This window comes from Flagellimonas ulvae (genome assembly GCF_049333175.1).
Lineage (GTDB): Bacteria > Bacteroidota > Bacteroidia > Flavobacteriales > Flavobacteriaceae > Flagellimonas.
Window position 1 is genome coordinate 3386224 of sequence record NZ_CP186325.1, and the last position, 23738, is coordinate 3409961.

Annotated in this window: 21 protein-coding genes, 1 tRNA gene and 1 pseudogene; 7 read left to right on the top strand and 16 right to left on the bottom strand. The window is 39.1% G+C overall.

The features are described 5' to 3' along the window. Positions 1-153 precede the first annotated feature (153 nt). Genes ACOKFD_RS15775 through ACOKFD_RS15785 form a run of 3 tightly spaced genes read right to left on the bottom strand, consistent with a single transcriptional unit; the run spans position 154 to position 851 of the window. Positions 154-396, bottom strand: coding sequence for a hypothetical protein (locus ACOKFD_RS15775; protein WP_422858797.1), 243 nt, complete (start codon positions 394-396; stop codon positions 154-156). Between the two features lies 1 nt (position 397). Further along, complete coding sequence (locus tag ACOKFD_RS15780; protein WP_422858798.1) at positions 398-559, bottom strand: hypothetical protein; 162 nt, start codon at positions 557-559, stop codon at positions 398-400. Beyond that, complete coding sequence (locus ACOKFD_RS15785; protein ID WP_422858799.1) at positions 552-851, bottom strand: hypothetical protein; 300 nt, start codon at positions 849-851, stop codon at positions 552-554. The genes ACOKFD_RS15780 and ACOKFD_RS15785 overlap by 8 nt, the downstream gene beginning before the upstream one ends. 123 nt (positions 852-974) lie before the next feature. On the opposite strand from ACOKFD_RS15785, the gene ACOKFD_RS15790 reads away from it, so the two are divergent. Then, positions 975-1325 carry a helix-turn-helix domain-containing protein gene (locus tag ACOKFD_RS15790; protein ID WP_422858800.1) on the top strand — a complete coding sequence of 117 codons (351 nt, stop codon included), beginning with the start codon at positions 975-977 and terminating at the stop codon, positions 1323-1325. Here the strand turns inward: ACOKFD_RS15790 and ACOKFD_RS15795 are convergent. Next, the gene (locus ACOKFD_RS15795) at positions 1314-1505 is read right to left on the bottom strand and encodes a hypothetical protein (protein ID WP_422858801.1); all 192 of its coding nucleotides are present in this window, start codon (positions 1503-1505) and stop codon (positions 1314-1316) included. The two genes, ACOKFD_RS15790 and ACOKFD_RS15795, sit on opposite strands and share 12 nt — an antisense overlap. Beyond that, positions 1498-2067, bottom strand: coding sequence for a hypothetical protein (locus tag ACOKFD_RS15800; protein WP_422858802.1), 570 nt, complete (start codon positions 2065-2067; stop codon positions 1498-1500). The genes ACOKFD_RS15795 and ACOKFD_RS15800 overlap by 8 nt, the downstream gene beginning before the upstream one ends. Positions 2068-2365: 298 nt before the next feature. Between ACOKFD_RS15800 and ACOKFD_RS15805 the strand changes: the two genes are divergently transcribed. After that, positions 2366-2911, top strand: a complete 546-nt coding sequence (locus tag ACOKFD_RS15805; protein ID WP_422858803.1) for a hypothetical protein — start codon at positions 2366-2368, stop codon at positions 2909-2911. A 6-nt stretch (positions 2912-2917) separates the two neighbouring features. On the opposite strand, the gene ACOKFD_RS15810 is transcribed toward ACOKFD_RS15805, so the two are convergent. The 9 genes and pseudogenes from ACOKFD_RS15810 to ACOKFD_RS15850 all read right to left on the bottom strand — a co-directional run bounded on the left by ACOKFD_RS15810 (position 2918) and on the right by ACOKFD_RS15850 (position 15831). Further along, the gene (locus tag ACOKFD_RS15810) at positions 2918-3163 is read right to left on the bottom strand and encodes a hypothetical protein (protein WP_422858804.1); all 246 of its coding nucleotides are present in this window, start codon (positions 3161-3163) and stop codon (positions 2918-2920) included. 373 nt (positions 3164-3536) lie between these two features. Next, positions 3537-4670: a hypothetical protein gene (locus ACOKFD_RS15815; protein ID WP_422858805.1), complete on the bottom strand. Its 1134-nt coding sequence runs from the start codon at positions 4668-4670 to the stop codon at positions 3537-3539. 131 nt (positions 4671-4801) lie between these two features. Continuing rightward, a tRNA-Asp gene (locus ACOKFD_RS15820) sits at positions 4802-4875 on the bottom strand. 131 nt (positions 4876-5006) lie between these two features. Next, positions 5007-5936: a DUF58 domain-containing protein gene (locus tag ACOKFD_RS15825; protein WP_422858806.1), complete on the bottom strand. Its 930-nt coding sequence runs from the start codon at positions 5934-5936 to the stop codon at positions 5007-5009. A gap of 86 nt (positions 5937-6022) precedes the next feature. Beyond that, positions 6023-6340, bottom strand: a complete 318-nt coding sequence (trxA, locus tag ACOKFD_RS15830; RefSeq protein ID WP_298994826.1) for a thioredoxin — start codon at positions 6338-6340, stop codon at positions 6023-6025. A gap of 115 nt (positions 6341-6455) precedes the next feature. Next, the gene (locus ACOKFD_RS15835) at positions 6456-7661 is read right to left on the bottom strand and encodes a multiheme c-type cytochrome (RefSeq protein ID WP_422858807.1); all 1206 of its coding nucleotides are present in this window, start codon (positions 7659-7661) and stop codon (positions 6456-6458) included. Between the two features lie 12 nt (positions 7662-7673). Further along, positions 7674-12060: pseudogene (gene dnaE, locus ACOKFD_RS15840) on the bottom strand (DNA polymerase III subunit alpha). 248 nt (positions 12061-12308) lie between these two features. Next, positions 12309-13595 (bottom strand): HlyD family secretion protein, encoded by a 1287-nt coding sequence (locus ACOKFD_RS15845; protein WP_422858808.1) that lies wholly within the window; start codon positions 13593-13595, stop codon positions 12309-12311. Between the two features lie 31 nt (positions 13596-13626). Beyond that, positions 13627-15831, bottom strand: coding sequence for a peptidase domain-containing ABC transporter (locus tag ACOKFD_RS15850; protein WP_422858809.1), 2205 nt, complete (start codon positions 15829-15831; stop codon positions 13627-13629). A 311-nt stretch (positions 15832-16142) separates the two neighbouring features. On the opposite strand from ACOKFD_RS15850, the gene ACOKFD_RS15855 reads away from it, so the two are divergent. Next, entirely contained in the window at positions 16143-16718 is a 576-nt protein-coding gene (locus ACOKFD_RS15855; RefSeq protein WP_422858810.1) for a 30S ribosomal protein S16, read from the top strand. Positions 16719-16729: 11 nt separating this feature from the next. Further along, entirely contained in the window at positions 16730-17254 is a 525-nt protein-coding gene (rimM, locus tag ACOKFD_RS15860; protein WP_422858811.1) for a ribosome maturation factor RimM, read from the top strand. Positions 17255-17317: 63 nt separating this feature from the next. On the opposite strand, the gene ACOKFD_RS15865 is transcribed toward rimM, so the two are convergent. After that, positions 17318-17890, bottom strand: coding sequence for a hypothetical protein (locus tag ACOKFD_RS15865; RefSeq protein WP_422858812.1), 573 nt, complete (start codon positions 17888-17890; stop codon positions 17318-17320). 236 nt (positions 17891-18126) lie between these two features. Here ACOKFD_RS15865 and ACOKFD_RS15870 point away from each other — a divergent pair, with 236 nt between their 5' ends. The 3 genes from ACOKFD_RS15870 (at position 18127) to ACOKFD_RS15880 (ending at position 21379) form a co-directional block, all read left to right on the top strand. Beyond that, positions 18127-18786 (top strand): tRNA1(Val) (adenine(37)-N6)-methyltransferase, encoded by a 660-nt coding sequence (locus tag ACOKFD_RS15870; RefSeq protein ID WP_422858813.1) that lies wholly within the window; start codon positions 18127-18129, stop codon positions 18784-18786. A 59-nt stretch (positions 18787-18845) separates the two neighbouring features. After that, positions 18846-20024: an acyl-CoA dehydrogenase family protein gene (locus ACOKFD_RS15875; RefSeq protein ID WP_422858814.1), complete on the top strand. Its 1179-nt coding sequence runs from the start codon at positions 18846-18848 to the stop codon at positions 20022-20024. 80 nt (positions 20025-20104) lie between these two features. Further along, positions 20105-21379: an aminotransferase class V-fold PLP-dependent enzyme gene (locus ACOKFD_RS15880; RefSeq protein ID WP_422858815.1), complete on the top strand. Its 1275-nt coding sequence runs from the start codon at positions 20105-20107 to the stop codon at positions 21377-21379. Positions 21380-21381: 2 nt separating this feature from the next. On the opposite strand, the gene ACOKFD_RS15885 is transcribed toward ACOKFD_RS15880, so the two are convergent. After that, positions 21382-23691: an FdhF/YdeP family oxidoreductase gene (locus ACOKFD_RS15885; RefSeq protein ID WP_422858816.1), complete on the bottom strand. Its 2310-nt coding sequence runs from the start codon at positions 23689-23691 to the stop codon at positions 21382-21384. Positions 23692-23738 lie beyond the last annotated feature (47 nt).

Consider the following 23738-nt stretch of genomic DNA (forward strand, 5'->3'; position numbering starts at 1 on the left):
ATTTCGAGGTTCCTTACCTTTTTTCTCCGGTAGGTGAACCGGTGCTTGTTCATGCACACCCAGGGCACAGTGCGCTCGCAGATGGCCGCCACCTTTTTGGTGGGGAGCCATATATCGGCGTTGCGCAATATGTACATGGGTGTCGCCAATTCGTTATGCCCTTAGGTTTTGTACCAGTTCGTCCGCCCATAGGGAGAACTGCGGTGTAAAGTATTTTGCGGGGTAGTAGATCGGCTCTTCCTGCTCCATGAAGCTCAACAGCTGGTGCCCGTCCTTCATCACAATGTCCTGCACGGTCACTATGTCGTTCTTTTTTGGCGGGTCGAAATTGTCTATCCCGTTTCCGTTCAACCATTTTTCCCTGGTACACTGAAGTTTTTGTCCCACTTTGTACATATCATTGTTGTTTTGGTTTTCTTAGATTGTTTCCGAACACCAGCAGCCACATAAACATGGAGATGGCAAATACCGCCATGGAGTAATATGCATCCCCCAAGTGCCTTAGGTAGAATGCGAAAAGGATTCCCAGTGCCGGCTGTATGTAGTCCGGTCTATTCATGTTTGAGCTTTTCGATTACCGTTTCCACATCACAGTTGATGTCCTTCAATTGATCAAGAACAAACTCGGCATCTACGTTGATTTGAAGGTCCTTGGTCCGGATGTTCCACCAGGCCAATAGCTTTTTCTTCCCCTGCTCATCGTTGTACTTTTCAAGGTATTGGCGCATGATACTTGAGAAAGCACCGAACGTCTCAAAGCCCGTTTTGATGAACTTGCTCTTTAGGTCCAATGCAACGGCCATAAGCCATATATCATGGTTTTCCGTCCGTATTGTTACCTCTTTTTTCATATATTTACCTCGGTATGACAAATGGTTTGTCATGAACATTTGAATCAAAAATATGTCAAATATTTTACATTTACGTAAAATATTATACCAAAATAGAAAAAATTAACAATATCACGACCAATATTGGACGCAAAAGAATTTAACGAGTTGTTAAGTAAATCTCAATTGGGCAAGCAAGAAGCGGCCACTTTATTGGGCGTTAGTAGAGCTACTATAAATAATTGGGAAAACGGTAAGGATATACCAAGTACGAAAATTGACTTTATAAGGAAGAATTTGTCAAAAGACCCAAGAATTATTAGGTTGTGGTTATCGAAGTCAGAGGGTTTATCAGTAGATTTTTTACTAGATTTTGTAGTCAGGAATTTCGATGAGTTTTTAGAGAAACAAGACTTTAGAGATAAAGTCTACAGTCAAGCATATACAATGGCCACAGAGATAATAAACAAGAAAATAAAAGAATCAGAAAAATGATCGGATTCCCGATTCAAGGGCACGGGCAAAAGCCAACTCAAATTCGAGTTTTTTAGATTTTAACTCCTTTTTATTTTTCTCAATTAGTAAATCATATAGCTCTTTATCCAGTTCCCTTAAGGCTTCCTCAGATAAAAATCCCTTTTCAAAAAGTTCCTTATTTCTTTCTTTTTTACTCATTCAATTTATCCAAGGTAGGTTCAACCACATCATTGCTCCACTTATCAGTGTCTTTTACATAATTTGGAGCTTTAAGAATTAAAACATTTGCTAACATTCGAATTTTAGCAATGTTTTTATTTCTTGAAGTTTTAATGAAATTTGATAGCTTGTAAACAACAAATATTGCTACCCCAGAAGTAACAATACTAAAAAGTAATTCCTGGATTTTATTTGCCTTAGTAGGCGCTAAGAAAACCCAAGAAACAAAGAAAAATCCGACAAATGCAATAGCATAACTTAACAGCAAGAAATATCGCTTCGCAGGTTCATACATATAATTTGTAGCGTAGGCTAAAATGATTGAAAAAGAAAGGTAGCTTAACTCTACACCCATAGCATAAAGAAAAGAGGACAAAAATGGGAAACCCACAAAATTGCCCTCCATATCATTTTCACCAGCAAAAGGTATATACAAAAACCTACTCAGGAGAATAAAGCCGGCAAAAATACTAACCGTTGCCGTTGCCCCCAGGCGGTATAATTTTGTCCTTGTCCGGCGAAAAAACTTCAATTTCTTCATCTACTGTTTCAGTTTCACAACTTACAAATGTTGCAGCAGCAATAAGCATTATCACTGACAAAAAAAACTTTTTCATAATTTAAAGGATTTAAGATTAATACTACATTAATCTACCTCTAAATCATACATTTAAACTGCTTGGGGAGAACAACTTATCCAATAGTTATTAAACTTAATTGGACCTGAAATATAAGTTGTTTTTGAGACTTCTCATTATAGTAAAACCTTAAAAAAACTATGGTTTTTCCGTAATTTTAAAAATCTTAAAAAACCTTAATTTTAAGATAAACAATAACTTATGAAAAAACCAATAGCGCGACTATTATTCGTAACAGTATTGCTACTATCTAATTTTGTTCTTTCACAAGAACACTCTTTCTTAATTAAAGATGGAGGCTTAACCTGGCAAAAGATTTACAAACAAAACCTTTCAGTTCAACAGATTGAAAAAGCAATTCGTCTTAGCGGCAAGTTTGAAGATTTAGCTACATCAGAGAATCAAATCATCTGTTCTTTAAAACCATTAAATTTGGATTTTAAGTCCTTGGGTAAAAGTTCTGCGTTTACTTCGATATATGTCCAACAAATGTTTTTAACAGCACTATTGGTTGTTGATATTAAAGAAGGTAGACATAGAGTTACATTTAAGAATCTTGAAATGACCCCAAAGGAAGATACGGCTTTATGGTCCACCAGCGATATTGAACCATTAAGTTTCTACGCCCTACGCAAGCAAAGAACTGAATACAAAAAATATTTTCTTAAAAATGATGTTTCTATATTCGAGTATAATTTTACCATACTAACCAATTTTAAACCTACTGATTCAGATGATGATTGGTAGTAGTGCTCATGGGCGTATGGTAACATCTAAATTAACCCCAATTATGTAAAGTGTGCTCAATATTGATACTACCACAGATACCACTAAAATCCATACAATCTTGTTAAGATTGGAATTGCTTTGCTTTACCGATTTTAGTATTTGCTTTTGAAAAAGTAGGTTTTCAATTGCTAACTCCTTTTCAGATAGCTTTTGATGCTTTTTGTAGCCGTTAGCCATACCTGAATCCTTATCCTTTGAATTATCCTCCATTTTGTTGAAATTGATTCACACTAAATTATCGATTACTTTTTAAAGTTCTACTATTTAGGACTTTTTTTAGACATGGATAAATTTACTTCTTACCAAAAAAAAAGCCCCTCGGGCAAAGGGGCTTAGGTGTTTGAATGCGGTTAGCCAAAAAGTTACACAAGCCATTGGACTAATTCGCAAAATTTGGTATAAAACAGGTTTTGTTTATACATATTTTTCCAGGAACGGAAACGACATAAACACAATACAAAAGTAATGTTTTTAGGATGTTCTTTAACGATTGGCTAAGTAGTTATTAAAAAAGTTAATAACAAAAAATAAATATAAAAACCAATGTATCAATAAGTTATGTTGAATTTTGTACAATAACATTTTACAGGCCTACTATTATTCTATGTGCTTTGTCCTGTACATCCAAAGGAAAATCATTCGTATAGAGACTTGTTACCGTCCTTCTTTTATGGCCAACAATCTGGGCCGTTATCCTTTCATCGATAAGTTCCTGTTGCGCTGTATCAATGAAAGTATACCTGGCACTTTTGGGGTGCATCACGGAACCAAGCTCCAGCTGCTCACTTATTTTAATAAGCCCCCTTCTAAAGTTCCGGATAAAGCTATCATAGTTTCCGGTTTTATGGATAGGTACCAGGTAGGGTTTGCAATCGAACATTTCCAAAATCTCCAATGCCTGGGGAACAATAATGTTGTTACACGACATCTTTGAACCTCCCTTGTTCCTATTGAAGATTACCCTTCCGTTCTGGATATTTTCATCATACCGGAGCTTCGCCAAAACCTCCGGGTCAATTCCGCCGAAATAGAACATCAAAAGCCAATAGTATCTTATTTTGGAAAAGCTCGCTATCTCACCTTTATCGCTCAATTCTGCAGAGGCAAATTTTCTAAGGTCCTCCTTTGTCGATATCCTTTTGATTTTTGCAGGGATGGATATCCTATGTCCCTTGAACGGGTTCTTTTCATCACTGTTCTTGTTCCAAAGTGCGCGGAGGCTCCGGATATAGCTGTCCACTCCCGATGGGTCCCTGGGCTTGGCCAGTTCCGATTTGATATACCTGGCAACTTTATCGAATGTAATTTCACTGAAAGTTGCTTTTGGATAATATTTATCAAAGCTCCGGAGCGCACTGAGCTTTGTTCCCTCGTAACCTTCAGGGAATTGGCTTTTGCAGGATTCAAGAAAAATAGGGGAGGTGCCGCTATTGAAAAGTTTTTCCTTGAAGTTCTCAACGGTAAGGCCATTTTTCAAACGGTTGGCCAATAGCTCGTTCATCCTTATCTTTAGGTCGAGAAGAAAATCATTGAGTTGATAATATTGGGGATGGTTGCTCTTTGGTGCGGACCGGCTCATGTTCCATTCGGACGGTCTTGAATGGTAGCCGATACGTATCCGCTTCTGTTTATAGTTGCCGGTAACCTCCAGGACGATGGGAAAACCATTCTTGGTCTCACTGCTCTTACGCTCGTCCAAATGAATCCTGGCCCTCATAAAAATGCATTTATTCTGCCTAAATAATTTAATAAAAGATAGGCATTTAATTAAATATGCTCCAAATGACGGTAAAAAGTAAAGGGTATAAAAACAAGAAAACCCCAGTGTTTACCGGGGTTTAAAGGGAGCGGTCTGGACGGGACTCGAACCCGCGACCCCCTGCGTGACAGGCAGGTATTCTAACCAACTGAACTACCAGACCAATGATTTTATCTTCTACAGACTCTGACAACAGTCAGATTCAAATCTTGTTCAAATGCCTTTTGCAAAGCGAGTGCAAATATACACTCTCATTCGTATCCAACAAAAAAAACTTTCAAAATTAGGAAAACACTATGCAAACTTTTGTCGCTCAATCATAAACGTATTGAGAACTTGGGAAAACTCTGCATTAACATCTACACCTACATATTTTATTTTGTATTGGGCACATTTAAGCTTAAGCTCGTTTTGGTATTCCATTATTTTTTTCTGATATCCTGTTTTAATGTTATCAGCATATAAATCAATATGTTGTCCACTCTCTACATCCACATAGCGTTTTGGTGTGTTTTCAAAATTGAAGTCAACCTCATGTATATGGTCCAAAAGATGAAAAAGCACTACTGCATGCTTATTGTATTTTAAATGTCGAAGCGCTTCAAACAGTTGGTCTTGTTCTGTTTCATTTTGAAACATATCCGAGAACAGAAAAATTAAGCTCCTTCGGTGGATTTTTTCTGCAATCTGATGCAGGTAAGAATAGGTTTTAGTGGTTTTGGAACCACTATTTTGTTTGACCACAGCATTCAGTTGAGAGTAAAGCATCTGAAAATGTCGCTCGCTACTTTTCTCCGATGCATGGAAGCTATATGTGTCTGAGTAAATACTGAGTCCTACCGCATCTCGTTGCCGTTTTAGCAATTGCATTAAAGCTGCAATGGCCAATACTCCAAAACCAATTTTGTTTAAATTTTCAACTCCTAGTTTTTTTACTTCTGGATAATACATGGATGCCGAATTATCCAAAATCATATGGCATCTTAGGTTAGTCTCATCTTCGTAACGTTTGGAGAAGAGTTTATCTGTTTTGGCAAAGAGTTTCCAATCTACATGTTTTGTACTCTCCCCTGGATTATAAATTTTATGTTCGGCAAATTCTGCAGAAAAACCGTGAAAAGGACTTTTATGGATACCGCTTATAAATCCCTCCACAATCTGGTTGGCCAGAAGCTCCAGATTCTGGAATAATTGTGCTTTAGAAAGTTCAGACCTTACATCCATAGTATAATAATTAGACCCAATATAAAACAAAAAAAGGCTTGGCATTCGCCAAACCTTTCATAAAATAATATTATTGAATCTAAAGACTAAAGAACTGCTTCAATAGCGTCAGTATATGCTTTTTTAGGTGATACACCTACTTGTCTGTTTACAATTTCCCCATCTTTAAAGACAAGAACGGTAGGAATGTTTCTTACACCATATTTTGCTGCAAATTGTTGATTGGCGTCAACATCAACCTTACCAACAACTGCCTTACCTTCGTATTCGTTGCTTACTTCGTCAATAATTGGACCTACCATTCTACATGGACCGCACCATGCTGCCCAAAAATCCACTACTACTGGTTTATTGCTTTTAAGTACTACGTCTTCAAAAGTTGCATCTGTTATTTCTAGTGCCATTGTGTTTTATTTAATATTCGCAAAGTTAGTCAAATAATGCCCATATTCCTTACTTGGACAATATTCCTTTTGCCTATACCACCATTGTCTGGTTCTATAGTTTATGTTTTGATTCTTAGGGGTATATGTCAATCAAATGTGTTCTAACCTGCACCGCGGTTTTAAAACTGTCCAGCTGCATAACCATAGTGGATGAGGGGAACAAAGGCATGTGGCAGGAAATGCAGTTGTCTCTTTGTAAGTTCATAGTTACTTCTTCTGCCTTGCATATAATTTTTGGCGAAGTATGGCACCCAATACATTTTTGATTGAAGGATTTTGTATTTCCCCTTTCATTTTTATGAGGATTGTGGCAGGTAACGCAGTCCATCGTTCCATTTTTTTGGAAACAAGTGCTACGGGTCAATAATTCGTACTGGTTTCCATGTACGTCCAATGGAGTGTTGGAATCATTTTTTTCAGGGGTTGAAAATTCAATAAGGTTATCTCCAACCAAAAAGCTAAATGGAGGTTGAATGGGCTTCCTTCCACCTGAATGACATAGCGCGCAGGCATCCAAACGCTGTTGTTTGGATAGTGACGCATGCTTTACCATATATTTGGAAGCTTTGCTGTCCGGATTTTTTTGATGATACCCTACGTGCTTTGCAGATGGTCCGTGGCAACGTTCGCAATCAATTCCATATATTTTTTGATTTTTGTCAAATTGATTTCCAAATCCATCGGTACTTGTGGTTTTTGCGTAGGTGGCATGACATTCGATACATCTGGCAATTGCAGGTCTGGGAGACCGTATTTCTTCCAATCCAGGACTTCGGGTCCAACTATTGGTAGGAGTGAAGTACGAACTGTGTATTTGAAAAAGCTCATCATCTTCCCAGCTTAAAAAGGATTGTCCTTTAGTACCAGAGCCAATTACCACATCCATTTTTAGATTGAAGAGTTCAAGTTGATTATGGACAAAGTTCGCTTTTTGATAGAATCCAGAATCGGTCTCTATCATTGTGAATTGAACACGATTGTTAATGATGTGTGTATTGTGGCCTACTTCAAAACTTCCTTTTATCGTTGTGGAATCAGCTAAAGCTGAAGTATTGAAATGAGCAGTTTTTATATGGCTGCCATAAATATCTGAATGGCACGGAATACAGGAAGTGGAGCCTGCAAAAGCTTTTCCATTTTTATGTATGGCAACGGGTTCAATATCATAATAATCCGAAGCTAGGTTAGGATTCTTGCATTGGTGAGTCAAAAAGAAAATCAGAAGCAATAGTGCACCGGCAACGTATTTTTTTAATGGAAATGCTCGATGCGAAATCACACAAATTAAAATTTAATTCAACTTGTAATGTACTTCCTGTTCTTCTAAGACATTCAACAGCTCACTTGAAATCTGTACGGTCTGTTTTCTGCTGGATAAATTCAATTTTATTTCTTCCTGCATTTCATATATGACAAAGTTCAATGGCTGTTTCCCTTTGTAGGATATAAGGGTATCCTTCAATTCTTTGATACGCTTTTCTTGAAGCCGGTCTATGTCGAGTTTTATGGTCAGCTTTTTTGCATACGCCTCCATAACATCTTGAAGCTGTTTAAAATCATTGAACTGCATTCGTGGGTCACCTTTTTTTCCGGTTTCTCGATTCACCCAGCCTTCTCGAATAAAGATTTTGAGATGAACGAAGGAGTTAATCATCAGAAAGTGTCTGAATTTTAAATACTCCTCCCCAAAAATTCTAAATTCGAAAGATTCTGTATAATCTTCGAGGGTGAAAGCAGCCCAGCCTTTTCCATTTTTGGAAATCCTGTGTTGTACATCAGTAATGACCCCAGCTACGCTCAATTCACGGTTCACATAATCTTCCAGTTGATTGAAGGCAGAGACCGCACTATTGCAAAAAGCGGTAATCTCTTTTTTGAAATCATCCAAAGGATGTCCCGAAATGTAAATACCAACTACTTCTTTTTCCCTTCGGAGCTTTTCCATAGTGCCCCAATCATCGCAGGGAGGGACTACAGGTTCTGGAATTTGCACTTCACTAGCTTCTCCAAATAAGCTTACCTGTGATGAATTCTGGTTCTCTTGATACTTTGCCCCATACTTTACAGCTTTTTCCAAAAAAGATATGCCATCTCCATCATGATGAAAGTATTGCGCACGGTGGGTATCTCCAAAAGAATCAAACCCTCCTGCCAAAGCTAAATTTTCAAAAGACTTTTTGTTGGCTGCGCGAAGGTCCACCCGCTTGGCTAAATCAAATACGGAACGGAAGGGTCCATTCTCTTTGCGGTCTTCCACAATGGTCTCCACAGCAGACCGTCCAACCCCTTTAATGGCACCCATTCCAAATCGAATGGCGTTGTTTCTGTTTACAGCAAACTTGTAATAAGATTCGTTGACATCAGGTCCCAGCACTTCCAATCCCATCCGTTTGCATTCTTCCATAAAGAAAGTGACTTGCTTGATGTCGTTCATGTTGTTTGAAAGCACGGCTGCCATATATTCAGCAGGGTAGTGGGCTTTTAAATATGCGGTTTGATAGGCGATAAAGGCATAGCAGGTGGAATGACTTTTATTGAATGCATAGGAAGCAAAGGCTTCCCAATCCTTCCAAATTTTTTCCAAAACATCTCTGGGATGACCATTCTTTTCACCACCATCTAAAAATTGAGGCTTCAATTTTTGGAGTAAGGCAAAAATCTTTTTCCCCATGGCTTTTCTGAGTACGTCCGCATCACCTTTGGAAAAACCTGCAATTTTTTGGGATAAACGCATTACCTGCTCTTGATACACGGTGATACCATAGGTGTCCTTAAGGTACTCTTCCATCTCCGGGAGGTCATAGGTAATCTCTTCCTCTCCATGTTTTCTTGCAATAAAACTTGGAATGTATTCCATGGGTCCAGGGCGGTATAATGCATTCATGGCAATGAGGTCGTCAAAAACCGTAGGTTTCAGGTTTTTCATGTGCTTCTGCATCCCGGGGGATTCGTATTGGAATATACCTACAGTATCTCCCCGTTGGAAAAGCTCATAGGTTTTTTCGTCATCCAAAGGAAAATCATCTGGAATAAGTTCTACTCCAGTTCTTGCCTTGACAATTTTGACAGTATCCTTAATAAGAGTTAAGGTTTTCAGACCCAAAAAGTCCATTTTTAACAGACCGGCATCTTCAACAACTGAGTTGTCAAACTGGGTGACATATAAATCCGAATCCTTGGCGGTGGCTACCGGTACGAAGTTGGTAATATCATCCGGAGTAATAATCACTCCACAGGCATGGATTCCTGTATTTCGTAGTGAACCTTCAAGAACACGTGCCATGTTTACTGTTTGCCCCTCTAAGATAATCTTGCTCGGAAATGTTCAAGAGTTCATGCACTTTATCCAACTCATCCGAACGGAATTTCTTTTTGAGGTCGGACTCCTCCATGCCAAAAATTTTATGGAGTTTCCCCATGGTCGGAATCAATTTGGCAATACGGTCCGCATCGTTCAGTGGCAGGTCCAAAACACGTGCCGTATCCCGGATTGAAGATTTGGCGGCCATAGTTCCGTATGTAATTATTTGTGCTACTTGATTGGCACCGTACTTATCGATAACATAGTCCATTACTTTCCCACGCCCTTCGTCATCAAAATCAATATCAATATCAGGCATGGACACCCTGTCAGGGTTTAGGAATCGCTCAAAAAGGAGATCATATTTAAGAGGGTCTATGTTGGTGATACCAAGACAATAGGCAACCACGGAACCTGCTGCTGAACCTCTTCCCGGTCCAACGGAAACGCCCATATTTCGAGCTTCTCTAATAAAGTCCTCAACAATTAGAAAGTAACCTGGATACCCAGAATTTTCTATAGTCTGCAATTCAAAATCAATACGCTCTGTAATTTCATCTGTGATTTCACCATATCGATTTTCAGCACCTTGATATGTGATATGTCTCAAATACGCATTTTCACCACGCTTTCCGCCATCAGTCTTGTCTTCTTCAACTTTGAATTTCTCTGGAATGTCAAACTTTGGAAGCAATACATCCCGGGCCAACTCAAAGGGCTCTATTTTATCAATGATTTCTTGAATGTTGAGAATAGCATCCGGTAAATCATTGAAGAGCGTTTTCATCTCTTCTGAAGATTTGAAATAATATTCTTGATTGGGCAATCCATAGCGATATCCACGGCCTCGCCCGATGGGAGTAGCCTGTTTTTCCCCGTCTTTTACACATAATAAAATATCATGCGCTTCAGCATCCTTTTTATCGCAATAGTAAGTATTGTTGGACGCAATCATTTTCACGCCGTGTTTTCTGGACAATTGAACCAAACTTTGATTCACACGGTCTTCATCCTCTTGGTTATGACGCATAACCTCAATGTATAGGTCATCTCCAAATTGGGATTTCCACCAAAGTAATGCTTCCTCTGCTTGTTTTTCGCCAACGTTCAAAAGTTTGTTAGGTACTTCACCATATAAGTTCCCGGTTAGGGCAATTATATCTTCTTTGTATTGCTCAATGATTTTTCTGTCAATTCTTGGAACGTAGTAGAATCCATCTGTGTAGGCAATGGAGGACATTTTGGCCAAATTATGATACCCTTTTTTGTTTTTGGCCAAGAGTACAATTTGATATCCGTAGTCCTTAACGTTTTTATTGGTATGGTCTTCACACACAAAGAACTCGCAACCCAGTATTGGGGTGATTTCTTGTTTACTTGGTATTTCGCCTTGCTCTTCTAGCTGCTTATTTTCTTCTTTAACTGCTTTGTTGTGATTTTTCACCTCTTTCACAAAGTGAAAAGCGCCCATCATATTGGCATGGTCAGTCAGGGCCACAGCAGGCATCCCATGGTTTGCTGCGGCCTTGACCAGACCCTTAATATTCATTGTGGATTGAAGTACCGAAAACTGTGAGTGATTATGAAGGTGTGCAAAGGGAGCATCCGCCAAACTCTCCGCATTGGTAGTAATTTCTTCTTCGGATATTTCGCCGGTGGCTTTGTCCCAAAGTGCATCTGCAATCTTTTTGGAAGCTGCCTTAAGGTTGATGTGTTTGAGCCCGATAAGCTCAATCTCCTTTGGATTTGTCTCGGAGAATTGTTCAAAATAGTTGGGCTGAACATCCAGTTCTTTGATGGAATAGTGTTGTTTTCGAACCAGTTCCAAGAAACATCGGGTAGTAGCTTCAACATCTGCAGTAGCATTATGCGCTTCCGCAAAAGGCTCGCCAAAAAGGAACTCGTGAAGTTCTGTCAAGGTAGGCAGCTTGAACTTTCCACCTCTACCTCCAGGAATCTTACAGAGTTCTGCGGTAGCCTCCGTACAGGTATCCAATACCGGTAAGTCCATTAGATTATTTGAAATACCTAGCCTATGAAATTCGCATCCCATGATGTTGATATCGAAATCTACATTTTGTCCGACAACAAATTTTGCCTTCGAAAGTGCTTCACTAAATAGCTCTAAAGCCTCACTTAAGGTAATACCGTCTTGTTCCGCCAATGCCGTGGAAATACCATGAATTTGTTCTGCCTCATAGGGAATATTGAAACCATCGGGACGTACCAACATGTCTTTATGTTCCACCAAGTTGCCCATGTCATCATGCAATTGCCAAGCGACCTGAATGCAACGTGGCCAATTGTCTGTGTTGGTAATGGGTGCATCCCAACGTTTGGGAAGTCCTGTGGTTTCGGTATCAAAGATTAGGTACATATAGTCTTTTCTTGTCAGTTATAGTGCAGTTGAGTTCTGCGCTAAGGCAATAGATAAAATTAGACAAGATGTATGATTTTAGAAAATAGAGTTTTGAAGAGTTATGAACGAAAAAAGTCAGGCTTTGTTTGACTTTTGAATCTTTAAAAAGAGGCCCTCATTTAAATGCTAATCTAATGCTCTACAACTTCTTTAATTGTATGGAACCTAAAATGCTTCAATTGCTAAAATCTAATGACATTAACATGCTATCTAACAAAGATTTCACGCAATTTGTAGAATATGCGCTCTAAAACAGATAATTCTTCTACCACTATTTCCGCAGTACCCTGCATTTCTTGTTTAAAACTGATTTTTTTATCAGAAGATGTGGTTAAGCCGTTAATGTTAATGTAGAGTGTGTAGAGAGTCTGTTCCCCTTGTTTGGGTACTTCGGAAATGCTAAAAATTTCACCCGTTAAACTACCCCATTCTTCAAAAGGGTAGTTATCCAATTTCACTATCACTTTTTGCCCTGTTTTAACCTTTCCGGAGTTTCTTACAGGCAATGTAACCCTTCCAATAATACCTTCGGTTTCTTTAGGGACCACGGTGAACAATACTTCCCCAATCTCCACATTCTGGTATTGGTCCCAGATATCAAATACGGTCACAACACCATCAATGGGGCTAGTAATTAAATATTGTTGTTCCCAAGAATCTAAGGTTGTTATCAAATTCTGTTTAGCATTCTCTAACTCTTGGGTATTGGTATTTTCAAATTCTGTGCCTTGTATATTGGTTTTTGTCAATAAGTTATTGAAGTTGGCAATGGCAATCTGCGTATTGGAAATATTGGTTAAAAAACCTTCGTATTGTTGTTGATCTGCAAGATAGGCCCTTGAGGCCTCTTCGTATTCTGCTTTTGAAATAACTCCTTTATCAAATAGTTCTTTGTTTCTTTCAAAATTGTTCTTGGATAAGGCTAAATCTTGTTCAAATAAGTTTAACTGTCTTCTTTGATTATATAGAAACTGTTGTTGCTCACGGAGCTGTTTTCTTATTAAGGCAGATTCCTTACTGTTTGGTGCAAGTGTATTGTACAAAATGAAACTCTGATAGGCAGTAAGAAAGTTTCCGTAAGCAATTTGTATTTCACCAAGGTTAAGAGAAGAAGGAAACACTTTTTTTAAACTGTCTAGTGTTAGGAAGACATTTTTGTGCCTATTCAAATGTCTTTTAAGGTAAATTACGTCATCAAAACGGGCAGTATTTTCAATCTCTGCTAAAACATGCCCTTTGCTTACTAGTTGATTCGCATTTACCAACACTTTTGTTAACCTTCCTGAAGCTCTTGCTTTTAAGTAAACCGGAGGGTTCTTGCTTGTAATTACAATATTTGCCGGAATAATGTCATTATAACTTATAACAGCTGACCCAACCAACAATAGAAGTATGATGACAAAAACCAACGAGGTGCCCCATTGTATCATCCAACCTGGAGTTTTCCCAAGAACTTCTTTTACTTGATCTGATCGTAGATCTAGTAAATCCATTTCACGATTTTTGGGGCTGCGTTTTTTCATTTTATTGCCCTAGTTCCAATTGGTTTTTTACCAGTGAGTAATACAATCCTTTTTTTGAGGTCAATTCTCTGTGATTTCCTTGCTCAACAATTTTGCCCCGTTCCAAAACTATTATTTGATCCGCATTTTTTACGGTACTCAAACGGTGTGCAACTACAACCACAGTTTTTCCTTTATAAAAGGATTCCAGTTTTTCCATGATCTCTTTCTCATTATTGGCATCCAAGGCACTGGTGGCTTCATCAAAAAAGATATAATTTGGATTTTTATATACGGCTCGTGCAATCAAAATGCGTTGTTTTTGACCTCCACTTATGTTGATGCCTGAACCCCCAATTTTTGTATTGAACCCAGATGGAAGTTGTTCAATGAATTCTGAAATGTTGGCTACGTCAACCGCATGCAAAAGTCTTTTACGATCTATAATACCCTCCGAATCAGACTCTGTAATATTTCTCGCAATAGTATCCCCAAACAAAAAGCCATCCTGCATGACAGAACCACAGTTTTTTCGCCAGAATGTAGTCCCCAGATTTTTCAAGTTTATGTTTCCCACTTGTATTGTTCCAGAAGCGGGCTCGTAGAACTTCAATAATAGTTTTATCAAAGTAGTTTTTCCGCTTCCGCTTGCCCCAACTATTGCTGTAATTTTGCCTTGTGGAATCTTGATGGAAATATCGTTCAACACTTTTGGAGAGTCCCTGCCACCATACTGGAAGGTCAAATTGTTCAAGAAGACACTTCGATTTTCAGGAAGTTCCTTAATGGGTTCCAAACTTTCATCTTCCTCATCATCTTTTCCATGTATTTCGGCAAGTCTTTCTAAGCTTATTTTGGCATCTTGTCCGGTTTGTATGAAGGTGATAAAGTTGTTAATAGGTAAGTTCAATTGTCCAATGATATACTGCACTGAGAGCATCATGCCCAAAGTGAGGCTCCCATCAATTACCGCTTTTGCAGCAACAAAAGTGATTAAGATGTTTTTTAACTCATTGAAAAATCGACCACCTACATTTTGGGTTTGGGTCAAGGCTAGACTTTTTAAGGATACTTTAAAGAGTTTAACCTGTATGGCTTCCCATTCCCATCGTCTTCGTCTCTCGGAGCCATTTAGTTTAATCTCTTGCATTCCTGAAATAAGTTGATATATGCTGCTCTGGTTATCTGCTGCTTGATCGAATCTTTTATAATCCAATTCCGCACGTTTTTTCAAGAACAGAACTGTCCAGCCTATATAGATTGTGGAGCCAATAAAAAAAATGCCGAAAATCGCCCAATCATAATAAGCCAGTACTACACCAAAAACAAGAATGTTGAACGCCGAAAAAATAGTATCCAATGTTGTGCCTGATAAAAACTGTTGTATTCTTTCATGGTCATATATTCTTTGTATAATATCTCCTGTATTCTTGGAGTCAAAAAAAGCAATGGGCAAACGCATCAATTTTATTAGAAAATCAGAAAGAAGGTTAATGTTGATACGACTTGTGATGTGCAATAGAATCCAACTTCGGATTACTTCCACGGAGGTCTGCGATACGAATAAGGTGAGTTGGGCAATCAAAATCAAATAAATAAAATTGATATTCTGATAATTGATTCCATAGTCAACAATGGATTGCGTCAAAAATGGAAAAATCAATTGTAGAATGCTTCCCGCAAAAAGTCCCAAGAAAAGTTGAATGATGTATTTTTTATATGGTTTGAAATACCACGAAAGAAACTTAAACCCATATTTTTTGGTCTCTTCTTCCCCAAATTCATAAAACCTAGGGGTTGTTTCAAAAAGCAATAAATACCCTTCCGAACTTTCATCCGCCCCATTGCCTATCCATGCTTGGATAAACTCGTCTTTGGAATAATCAACAAGACCATGAGCGGGATCTGCTACAAATACACGATCTTTTATGATTTTATATATGATTACAAAATGTCGCTGCCTCCAATGGGCAATACATGGGAGCGGAACCTCTTCGTAAAGCGTTTTGAAATCGACACTAACCGCCAATGTATGAAAGCCAATGCTTTCAGCAGCTTCTGCTATTCCACCAATGGATACTCCCTCACGGGTAATGTTTGATTTTTTTCTTAAAAAATCTACAGAGTAGGATCGTCCGTAATGTTTCGAAATCATTCGCAGACAGGTAGGACCACAGTCCATTTGATCAAGTTGTTTGTAAAAAGGAAATGACCCTACACGAAACATAATGGAAAATACGATTTGGAAAGTATAATATTACATTTAATATAGAATTTTACTGATTTTTTAACAGTATTAATCCAGCTATTTTTGTTTTGTAGTACTTTTTAAGGGTTAAGAGGAATTTTATTTCGGGTTTTCTATATGGGTTTTATTGACTTTTCTTGGCATGGGAAGTTTTTTCAACAGATTGTATTTCTTTAAGTTATAGATATAGGTAGATTCTATTAAAAAAACTATATTTGCACCCGCTTTAAAGAAAAGCGATTTTGAAAGAATTAATAATCGGGGTCGGGCACCCTACAAATTAATGTGATATGCCAGTAAAGATTAGACTTCAAAGACACGGTAAAAAAGGTAAACCATTCTATTGGGTAGTTGCCGCCGATTCAAGATCAAAAAGAGACGGTAAATTTTTGGAAAAGTTGGGAACGTATAATCCCAATACCAATCCTGCAACCATCAATTTGGATGTTGATAGCTCGGTAAAATGGTTGCAAAACGGTGCACAACCAACAGATACAGCGCGTGCCATTCTTTCCTATAAAGGAGTAATGTTGAAAAACCACTTGTTAGGTGGTGTGCGTAAAGGTGCATTGACCGAGGAGCAAGTTGAAGAAAAGTTCAACGCTTGGTTGGAAGAGAAGGAAAAAGGTATTCAAGCCAAAGTAGATGGTTTGGACAAGGCTAAATTTGATGCCAAAGCCAAAGCTTTGGAAGCAGAAAAAGAATTTAGTGATAAAAGGGCTGCAGCGGCATTACCAGAAGTAGAGGAAGAGGTTGTTGAAGAGGTTGCAGAGGAAGCTGAAGCTGCCAAAGCTGAGGCTGTCGTTGAGGAAACTGCTCCTGCTGAGGAAGCTCCAGCTACTGAAGCGTCTGCCGAAGAAGAATAAAAAAGATACTGATGCGCAAGGAGGATTGTTTCTACCTGGGCAAAATTGTATCAAAATATAGTTTTAAGGGTGAGGTATTGGTCAAATTAGATACTGATGAACCTGAAATCTACGAAAACATGGAATCAGTCTTTGTTTCATTGGGAAACAATCTGGTTCCATTTTTTATTGACCGATGCCGACTGCACAAATCCACCTTGCTTCGGATTGATTTTGAGGAAGTAAAAGATGAGTCAGCTGCGGATAAAATATTGGGTTCAGAGCTATTTCTCCCTTTACAAGTGCTCCCACCTCTTTCTGGGAATAAATTCTACTTTCATGAGGTAATTGGTTTTCGTTTAATGGATGAGGAGCATGGAGATATTGGTGTCATTAAAGCGGTAAATGATAGTGCTTCCCAAGAGCTTTTTGAAGTGGAGAAAGATGGAAAAGAGCTTTTAATTCCCATAAATGATGACATCATCACAAAAGTGGACAGGGAATCAAAGGTCATTCATGTCAAAACTCCTGAGGGTTTGGTGGATTTATATCTTTAGGAATAAAAAAAGGGAAACCAATTTGGTTTCCCCTGTTCGCTTATTATATTTTGAATTGTGGAATTATTTCTTCCATTTTCCTCCACCTACGTAAAATCCTAAAGAGATTCCAAAGTAGGAGTTTTTCGATTTTAAGCCTTCGCCGAACTCAGTTTTACCTATCAAGTTATAAGTTGCTGCAACCCTAAACTTGCCAACTTCAAAACCAGCTCTCACAAGTCCTCCAAATTTACCGTCAACTTCAAACTCTATACTAGCCTCTTGATCACTTATTTCAGAATTGGCCAAGGAATGATACCCAGCGCCTGCGCCCAAAAAAGGTGCAAAAGAAGAGTTTCCATTGTTAAAGTAATAATCAAAAGTGGCAGAATAGGATGAGTTGGTTCCAATTTCGGCTTCAGCAGAGATACCATCAGCAGATAAGTTTTTAGCCATGGCTGCACCTTCAAACCGAATACCGATACTCATATTGTCTGCAATATTATATTTGGGTTCAAGAGCAATAAGTACTCCTCCACCTCCGTCAGGAATGGCGTATCCCAAATCAAGGCCTACTCTAAATTTGTTTTGCTCTTGGGCATGAGTGAACTGCACAATTCCCATGACGGCAATTGCCATAAAAAAGATTTTCTTCATAATAAATGTTTAAAATTTGGTTTTGTAAATGACTTACAAGCTATGAGTGGCGAAAGTATGGAGCGCCATAAGTTTAAGATTGTATTATCTTATCAATAGGTCATATGAATTGATGAAACGAGGAATTGAATTGACCGATTCTTTTATTGATAAACTCCTTTAAGTTTCGGTAGTATCTTTGTCCTATGGAACCATTCAAATTCAAACAATTTACCGTTAACCAAGATAAATGCGCCATGAAGGTAGGAACGGATGGTGTGCTATTGGGCGCATGGACTTCTTTAGAAGATCCTCCCAATAGTATATTGGATATTGGTGCAGGTACGGGAGTAGTTGCCCTGCAAATGGCGCAGCGCTCAGCAGCTGAGTTGGTTGACGCCATTGAATTGGATGAGAACGCCTATGAGCAGTGTGTAGAGAATTTTGAGCAATCTCCTTGGTCAGATAGATTGTTTTGTTATCACGCTGGCTTGGACGAGTTTGTGGACGAGATGGACGAAAAGTATGATTTAATCATTTCCAATCCGCCTTTTTATGAAGAACAGGTTTCCAGTGGGGATGTTTCGAGAGATGCTGCTCGTCAAAATCAATCCTTACCTTTTGAAGAATTATTGGAAGCCGTTAGCCAATTACTGGAAAATAATGGCTCATTTTCGGTAATAGTACCTTTTAAGGCTGAAGCTTCATTTATTGATTTGGCTTTCAGTTTTGGTCTTTTTCCACATCGCATAACAAGAGTTCGTGGAAATACATCAAGTGAGATTAAGCGTAGTATGATACAACTTGGATTTGCCCAGGTGACTCCAAAAGAAACTGAATTGGTGATTGAGAAATCTCGACATCAATACACTCAGGACTATGTTGAGTTGACCAAAGACTTCTATCTAAAAATGTAATTGACACATCTTGTAGTATAGTATTTCCTTCCTACCTTTGGTCAAAACAGATTTTTTGCATGAAGCCGGATTTATTTGAAGCCCCCGATTACTATAATCTAGACGATTTACTTTCCGAAGAACACAAACTGGTTCGCGATGCTGCTAGGCAGTGGGTGAAGCGAGATGTTTCGCCCATTATTGAAGAGTACGCCCAAAAAGCGGAATTTCCCAAACAGATTATTGGTGGGCTTGCAGAAATCGGAGCTTTTGGACCTTATATTCCGTCAGCGTATGGCGGGGCAGGACTGGACCAAATCAGCTATGGGTTGATTATGCAAGAAATTGAAAGAGGCGATAGTGGAGTGCGCTCTACGGCATCTGTACAATCTTCTTTGGTCATGTATCCTATTTTTGCCTACGGAACCGAAGAACAACGCAAAAAATATTTGCCCAAGTTGGCTTCTGGAGAGTGGATGGGCTGTTTTGGATTAACTGAACCCAATCATGGTTCCAATCCTGGAGGCATGGAAACCAAATACAAGGATATGGGTGACCATTACCTGCTGAACGGCGCCAAACTCTGGATTTCAAATTCCCCCTTTGCTGATGTTGCCGTAGTTTGGGCCAAAAACGAAGAAGGTCGTATCCATGGACTGATTGTGGAACGTGGTATGGAAGGTTTTTCCACACCGGAAACCCATAATAAATGGTCCTTACGTGCTTCGGCAACCGGAGAACTGATTTTTGACAATGTAAAGGTTCCGAAAGAAAATCTACTTCCGAATAAAACAGGGCTTGGAGCTCCATTAGGTTGTTTGGATTCTGCCCGCTATGGAATTGCTTGGGGAGCTATTGGGGCTGCTATGGATTGTTATGACACCGCATTGCGCTATGCAAAAGAGCGAATCCAATTTGGGAAGCCTATTGCAGCGACACAATTGCAGCAGAAAAAATTGGCTGAAATGATTACTGAAATCACTAAAGCGCAATTATTGGCATTTCGTTTGGGACAATTGAAGAATGAGGGCAGGGCAACTACGGCACAAATTTCTATGGCCAAACGAAACAATGTAGATATGGCCATAAAAATTGCTCGAGAAGCTCGCCAAGTATTGGGCGGAATGGGAATTACTGGAGAGTATAGCATTATGCGCCACATGATGAACCTCGAGAGTGTGATTACCTATGAAGGTACCCATGACATCCACCTTTTGATAACCGGAGCCGATATTACGGGTCACCCTGCGTTTAAGTAGTTGATTGTTTTTGGAAACCATAGTGCTATAGAATTGTCACTTTTGTTTTCTATGCATATCTTCCCTAATAAATTCAATACATGGACGCCAATTCTAGGAGAAAATTCCTAAAACGAATGGGACAAGGGGCTTTGGGCTCTTTTACGTTACCTGCCTTTGGAAACACACTGCAAACCCATTGGGAAACTATTGGTCTTCATGAAGGCTCAAAAGATTCTGAGGAGTTCTGGCAGTTGGTAAAATCACAGTTCAATTTGGCAGAGGGGCTCCATTATTTTAATAATGCATCACTAGGCGCATCGTCAACCCATATACAACAGGCAACCCATCATTTTAGAAGTCTTTTGGATGGTTTTCCCTCTAGATACATGTGGGGTGGTTGGGAAGACGAAAAAGAGGAAGTTCGAAAAAAAGTAGCTGATTTGTTTTCTGTTTCTTCCGAAGAAATCGCCTTGATTCACAACACTACGGAGGGTATGAACTTAATTGCCCGTAGTTTTGACCTTAAGCCAGGTGACGAGGTGATATTGGCCAATCATGAACATGCTAGTGGTACTATTCCGTGGGAGGTATGGCAAGAAACGAAAGGCATTAAACTGATACGACCAGAACTTCCCATCCTACCTCGATCCGTATCAGATGTAGTAAAAGTCTATCAAAATTCCATCACACCAAGGACCAAAATAATTTCCATGTGTCATATTGTAAACACCAATGGAATGATTTTGCCAGTCAAAGAAGTTTCAAAAATAGCTCGTGAAAAAGGTATTTTGGTGGGTGTGGATGGGGCACAATCTGCGGGGATGTTTACTATTGATTTAAAGGAATTGGATTGTGATTTCTACACGGCGAGCTCTCATAAATGGTTGTTCTCACCAAAAGGAGTTGGGATTTTTTACGCCAAAAAAGAAAGTCAAGAATATCTAAAACCTTTGATGGTGGCCCGAGGGCATAAAGACAAAAGCATACGCAGATTGGAGAACTACAATACTCGAAATCTTGCAGAGGTTTTAGGACTGGGAGCATCGATAGACTTTCATAACACCATCGGTGCAACGCGAATTCATGAGCGTACATATGAGTTAAAAAAATACTTTCGTTCAAAAATCGAGAAAGATGAGAGATTCTCTATAAAAAGTCCAGCTTTAGACGAACTTTCAGCAGCAATCCAAGTCGTTGAGGTCAATGGGAAAGATGTAAAAACCGTGAAGGAAGAACTTTGGAGCAAACATGGTATTGATTGCCGTCCCATGTCAAGCCATAATTTAAATGCGCTACGTCTCTCCTTTGCCATTTACATAACCAAAAAAGATATTGATTATCTTGTGGATGCACTGCAAGAATTGGCTGGATGACCTCAAACTAGCGCCTTTTCAATAGTAACTTTTATCGATTTGCTTATAGGTGTCTGACTCCTATTTGCAAAGTGATTGTGTGGAACTAGCAGATTGGTTTCAGGGTAATAAGCGGCTAAATTCCCTTTGGGAATATCATAAGGAATTACTTTAAAATAGGTTGCTTTTCGTTCCTTCCCATCATAAGTACTTTTAAGATGAACCACATCGTGCTTTTGCAGTCCTTTGGATTTCATGTCGGATTCGTTCATGAACAATACTCTACGTTCATTGTAAACTCCACGATACCGATCATCCATTCCATAAATGGTCGTGTTGAATTGGTCATGGGAACGAATGGTCATCAACATCAGTTCATTGGATTCTATATCATGCTTAGGCAGCTGGTTGATGGTAAGTTGAGCCCTTCCATTGGGTAGATGACTAAAATCCAATTCCCTAACATTATTGGGCAGATAATATCCAGAACCTTTGGATTTGTTCTCAGTATCATCAAATCCCTTGGCGATTTTGTCAATGTACTCTCGAATCAATGCATAATCATTCCCCAATTCCTTCCAAGGAACTGAATGCGAACCCTTGAAATAAGTATCAGCTATCTCTGCAATAATCTTTGGCTCACTTTGGATATTTCCTTTAGTAGGTTCAAAAAGTCCTTTAGACCAACGCACTTTTCCCATACTGTTTTCGGTGGTGATGAACTGCTCTTTGCCTTTTTGTTCGTCTTTTTCCGAGCGTCCCAAAGTGGGTAGAATCAATGCAGTTTTTCCAGTGACCAAATGAGAACGATTTAATTTGGTGCTAATCTGAACGGTTAATTCACAGTTTTGGATGGCTTCAGCGGTGTATTGGGTATCTGAAGCGGCCATCAAGAAGTTACCGCCTAAGCAAACGAAAACCCTTGCCTTTTCCTCATGCATGGCCTGTATGGTCTCAACCGTATTGTAACCAACCTTAGTTGGTGCTTTAAAACCGAAGTGTTTTTCAATCCGCTCATTCAAAGTAGGATTTACATAATGATGAATACCTACACTTCTATCACCTTGAACATTACTGTGCCCACGAACAGGGCAAGTTCCTGCATTGGGTTTTCCAATGGCTCCTTTTAGAAGAAGTAGGTTCACAAACTCCCGAATGTTTTCCACTCCGTTCTTATGTTGGGTCAGACCCATGGCCCAGCACACAATGATTTTCGATTTTTTGGACAATAGCTCTACTGTAGAATTGATTAATTGTTCATCCACTCCACATTGTTCCAAAAGTAGGTTTTCATCATAGTTGTTGAGGTCGGCAATAAGATTCTCAAAGCCCTCCGTGTACTTTTCTACAAATGCATGGTCAAAAATTTGCCCTTGATTTTCTAAATCTAGATGAAGTAATTTCTTTAGCAATAGCTTAATCAAAGCAATGTCTTGGTTGATATTTACCTGCAAATGGATATCAGCCAAAGCTACTCCGTTGCCCAACCAGCCTTTTATTTTTTGTGGATTTTTGAAATTGACCAATCCAGCTTCCTTCAACGGATTTATGCTGATGATTTTTCCTCCATTTTTCTTGCAGGTTTCTAGAGCAGATAACATTCTCGGGTGGTTTGTACCCGGATTTTGCCCAGCAACAATGACTACTTCAGCATGATAAAAGTCTTCCAATTTTACTGACCCTTTTCCTATGCCCAGGGTTTCACTTAGCGCCACGCCACTGCTTTCATGGCACATATTGGAACAATCGGGCATATTATTGGTGCCCAATGCACGGGCAAACATACCATATAGAAAGGCAGCTTCATTGCTCGAACGCCCGGAGGTATAAAATATAGCTTCGTCAGGAGATTTCATGTTATGAAATTCATTGGCCATCAATTGATAGGCTTCTTCCCATGAAATAGGTTCGTAATGTAGGTTGTTCGGGCGGAGGACCAAGGGTTCAGTAAGTCTTCCGTGCTTATTTAATTCAAAATCTGATAACAAGGAAAGTTTTTCAACCGAGTATTTTTGAAAGAAGTCGGCTCCAACGTTTTGGTGGGTCACTTCATCCGCCAATGCCTTGGCGCCGTTTTCACAGTATTCTACACCAGCTTTTGGTTTTTCTGGGTCGGGCCATGCACAACTAGGGCAATCAAACCCGTTTTTTTGATTCATTTTCAAGAGTCCCCTTAACCCTTTTGAAACTCCCATTTCTTTGAAGGTGTGTTGCAAGGCATGTTGCACTGAGGGGGAACCTCCCGCATACCCTAAGGGTTCTTTGAATTCTCCTTTTTCAGAAAATGATAGAGGGCCTGTTAATGAAACATTGCGACGGAACTTGGATGACATGTTCGAATTTTCTAATGAAATATGATATAGTGAAAATACGCATTATC

Excerpts from the sequence above, each read along its gene's own strand:
- ACOKFD_RS15775 (WP_422858797.1), bottom strand. The coding sequence starts at position 396 with ATGTACAAAGTGGGACAAAAACTTCAGTGTACCAGGGAAAAATGGTTG.
- ACOKFD_RS15780 (WP_422858798.1), bottom strand. The coding sequence starts at position 559 with ATGAATAGACCGGACTACATACAGCCGGCACTGGGAATCCTTTTCGCA.
- ACOKFD_RS15785 (WP_422858799.1), bottom strand. The coding sequence starts at position 851 with ATGAAAAAAGAGGTAACAATACGGACGGAAAACCATGATATATGGCTT.
- ACOKFD_RS15795 (WP_422858801.1), bottom strand. The coding sequence starts at position 1,505 with ATGAGTAAAAAAGAAAGAAATAAGGAACTTTTTGAAAAGGGATTTTTA.
- ACOKFD_RS15800 (WP_422858802.1), bottom strand. The coding sequence starts at position 2,067 with ATGAAGAAATTGAAGTTTTTTCGCCGGACAAGGACAAAATTATACCGC.
- ACOKFD_RS15805 (WP_422858803.1), top strand. The coding sequence starts at position 2,366 with ATGAAAAAACCAATAGCGCGACTATTATTCGTAACAGTATTGCTACTA.
- ACOKFD_RS15810 (WP_422858804.1), bottom strand. The coding sequence starts at position 3,163 with ATGGAGGATAATTCAAAGGATAAGGATTCAGGTATGGCTAACGGCTAC.
- ACOKFD_RS15815 (WP_422858805.1), bottom strand. The coding sequence starts at position 4,670 with ATGAGGGCCAGGATTCATTTGGACGAGCGTAAGAGCAGTGAGACCAAG.
- ACOKFD_RS15825 (WP_422858806.1), bottom strand. The coding sequence starts at position 5,936 with ATGGATGTAAGGTCTGAACTTTCTAAAGCACAATTATTCCAGAATCTG.
- trxA (WP_298994826.1), bottom strand. The coding sequence starts at position 6,340 with ATGGCACTAGAAATAACAGATGCAACTTTTGAAGACGTAGTACTTAAA.
- ACOKFD_RS15845 (WP_422858808.1), bottom strand. The coding sequence starts at position 13,595 with ATGGATTTACTAGATCTACGATCAGATCAAGTAAAAGAAGTTCTTGGG.
- ACOKFD_RS15850 (WP_422858809.1), bottom strand. The coding sequence starts at position 15,831 with ATGTTTCGTGTAGGGTCATTTCCTTTTTACAAACAACTTGATCAAATG.
- ACOKFD_RS15855 (WP_422858810.1), top strand. The coding sequence starts at position 16,143 with ATGCCAGTAAAGATTAGACTTCAAAGACACGGTAAAAAAGGTAAACCA.
- rimM (WP_422858811.1), top strand. The coding sequence starts at position 16,730 with ATGCGCAAGGAGGATTGTTTCTACCTGGGCAAAATTGTATCAAAATAT.
- ACOKFD_RS15865 (WP_422858812.1), bottom strand. The coding sequence starts at position 17,890 with ATGAAGAAAATCTTTTTTATGGCAATTGCCGTCATGGGAATTGTGCAG.
- ACOKFD_RS15870 (WP_422858813.1), top strand. The coding sequence starts at position 18,127 with ATGAAGGTAGGAACGGATGGTGTGCTATTGGGCGCATGGACTTCTTTA.
- ACOKFD_RS15875 (WP_422858814.1), top strand. The coding sequence starts at position 18,846 with ATGAAGCCGGATTTATTTGAAGCCCCCGATTACTATAATCTAGACGAT.
- ACOKFD_RS15880 (WP_422858815.1), top strand. The coding sequence starts at position 20,105 with ATGGACGCCAATTCTAGGAGAAAATTCCTAAAACGAATGGGACAAGGG.
- ACOKFD_RS15885 (WP_422858816.1), bottom strand. The coding sequence starts at position 23,691 with ATGTCATCCAAGTTCCGTCGCAATGTTTCATTAACAGGCCCTCTATCA.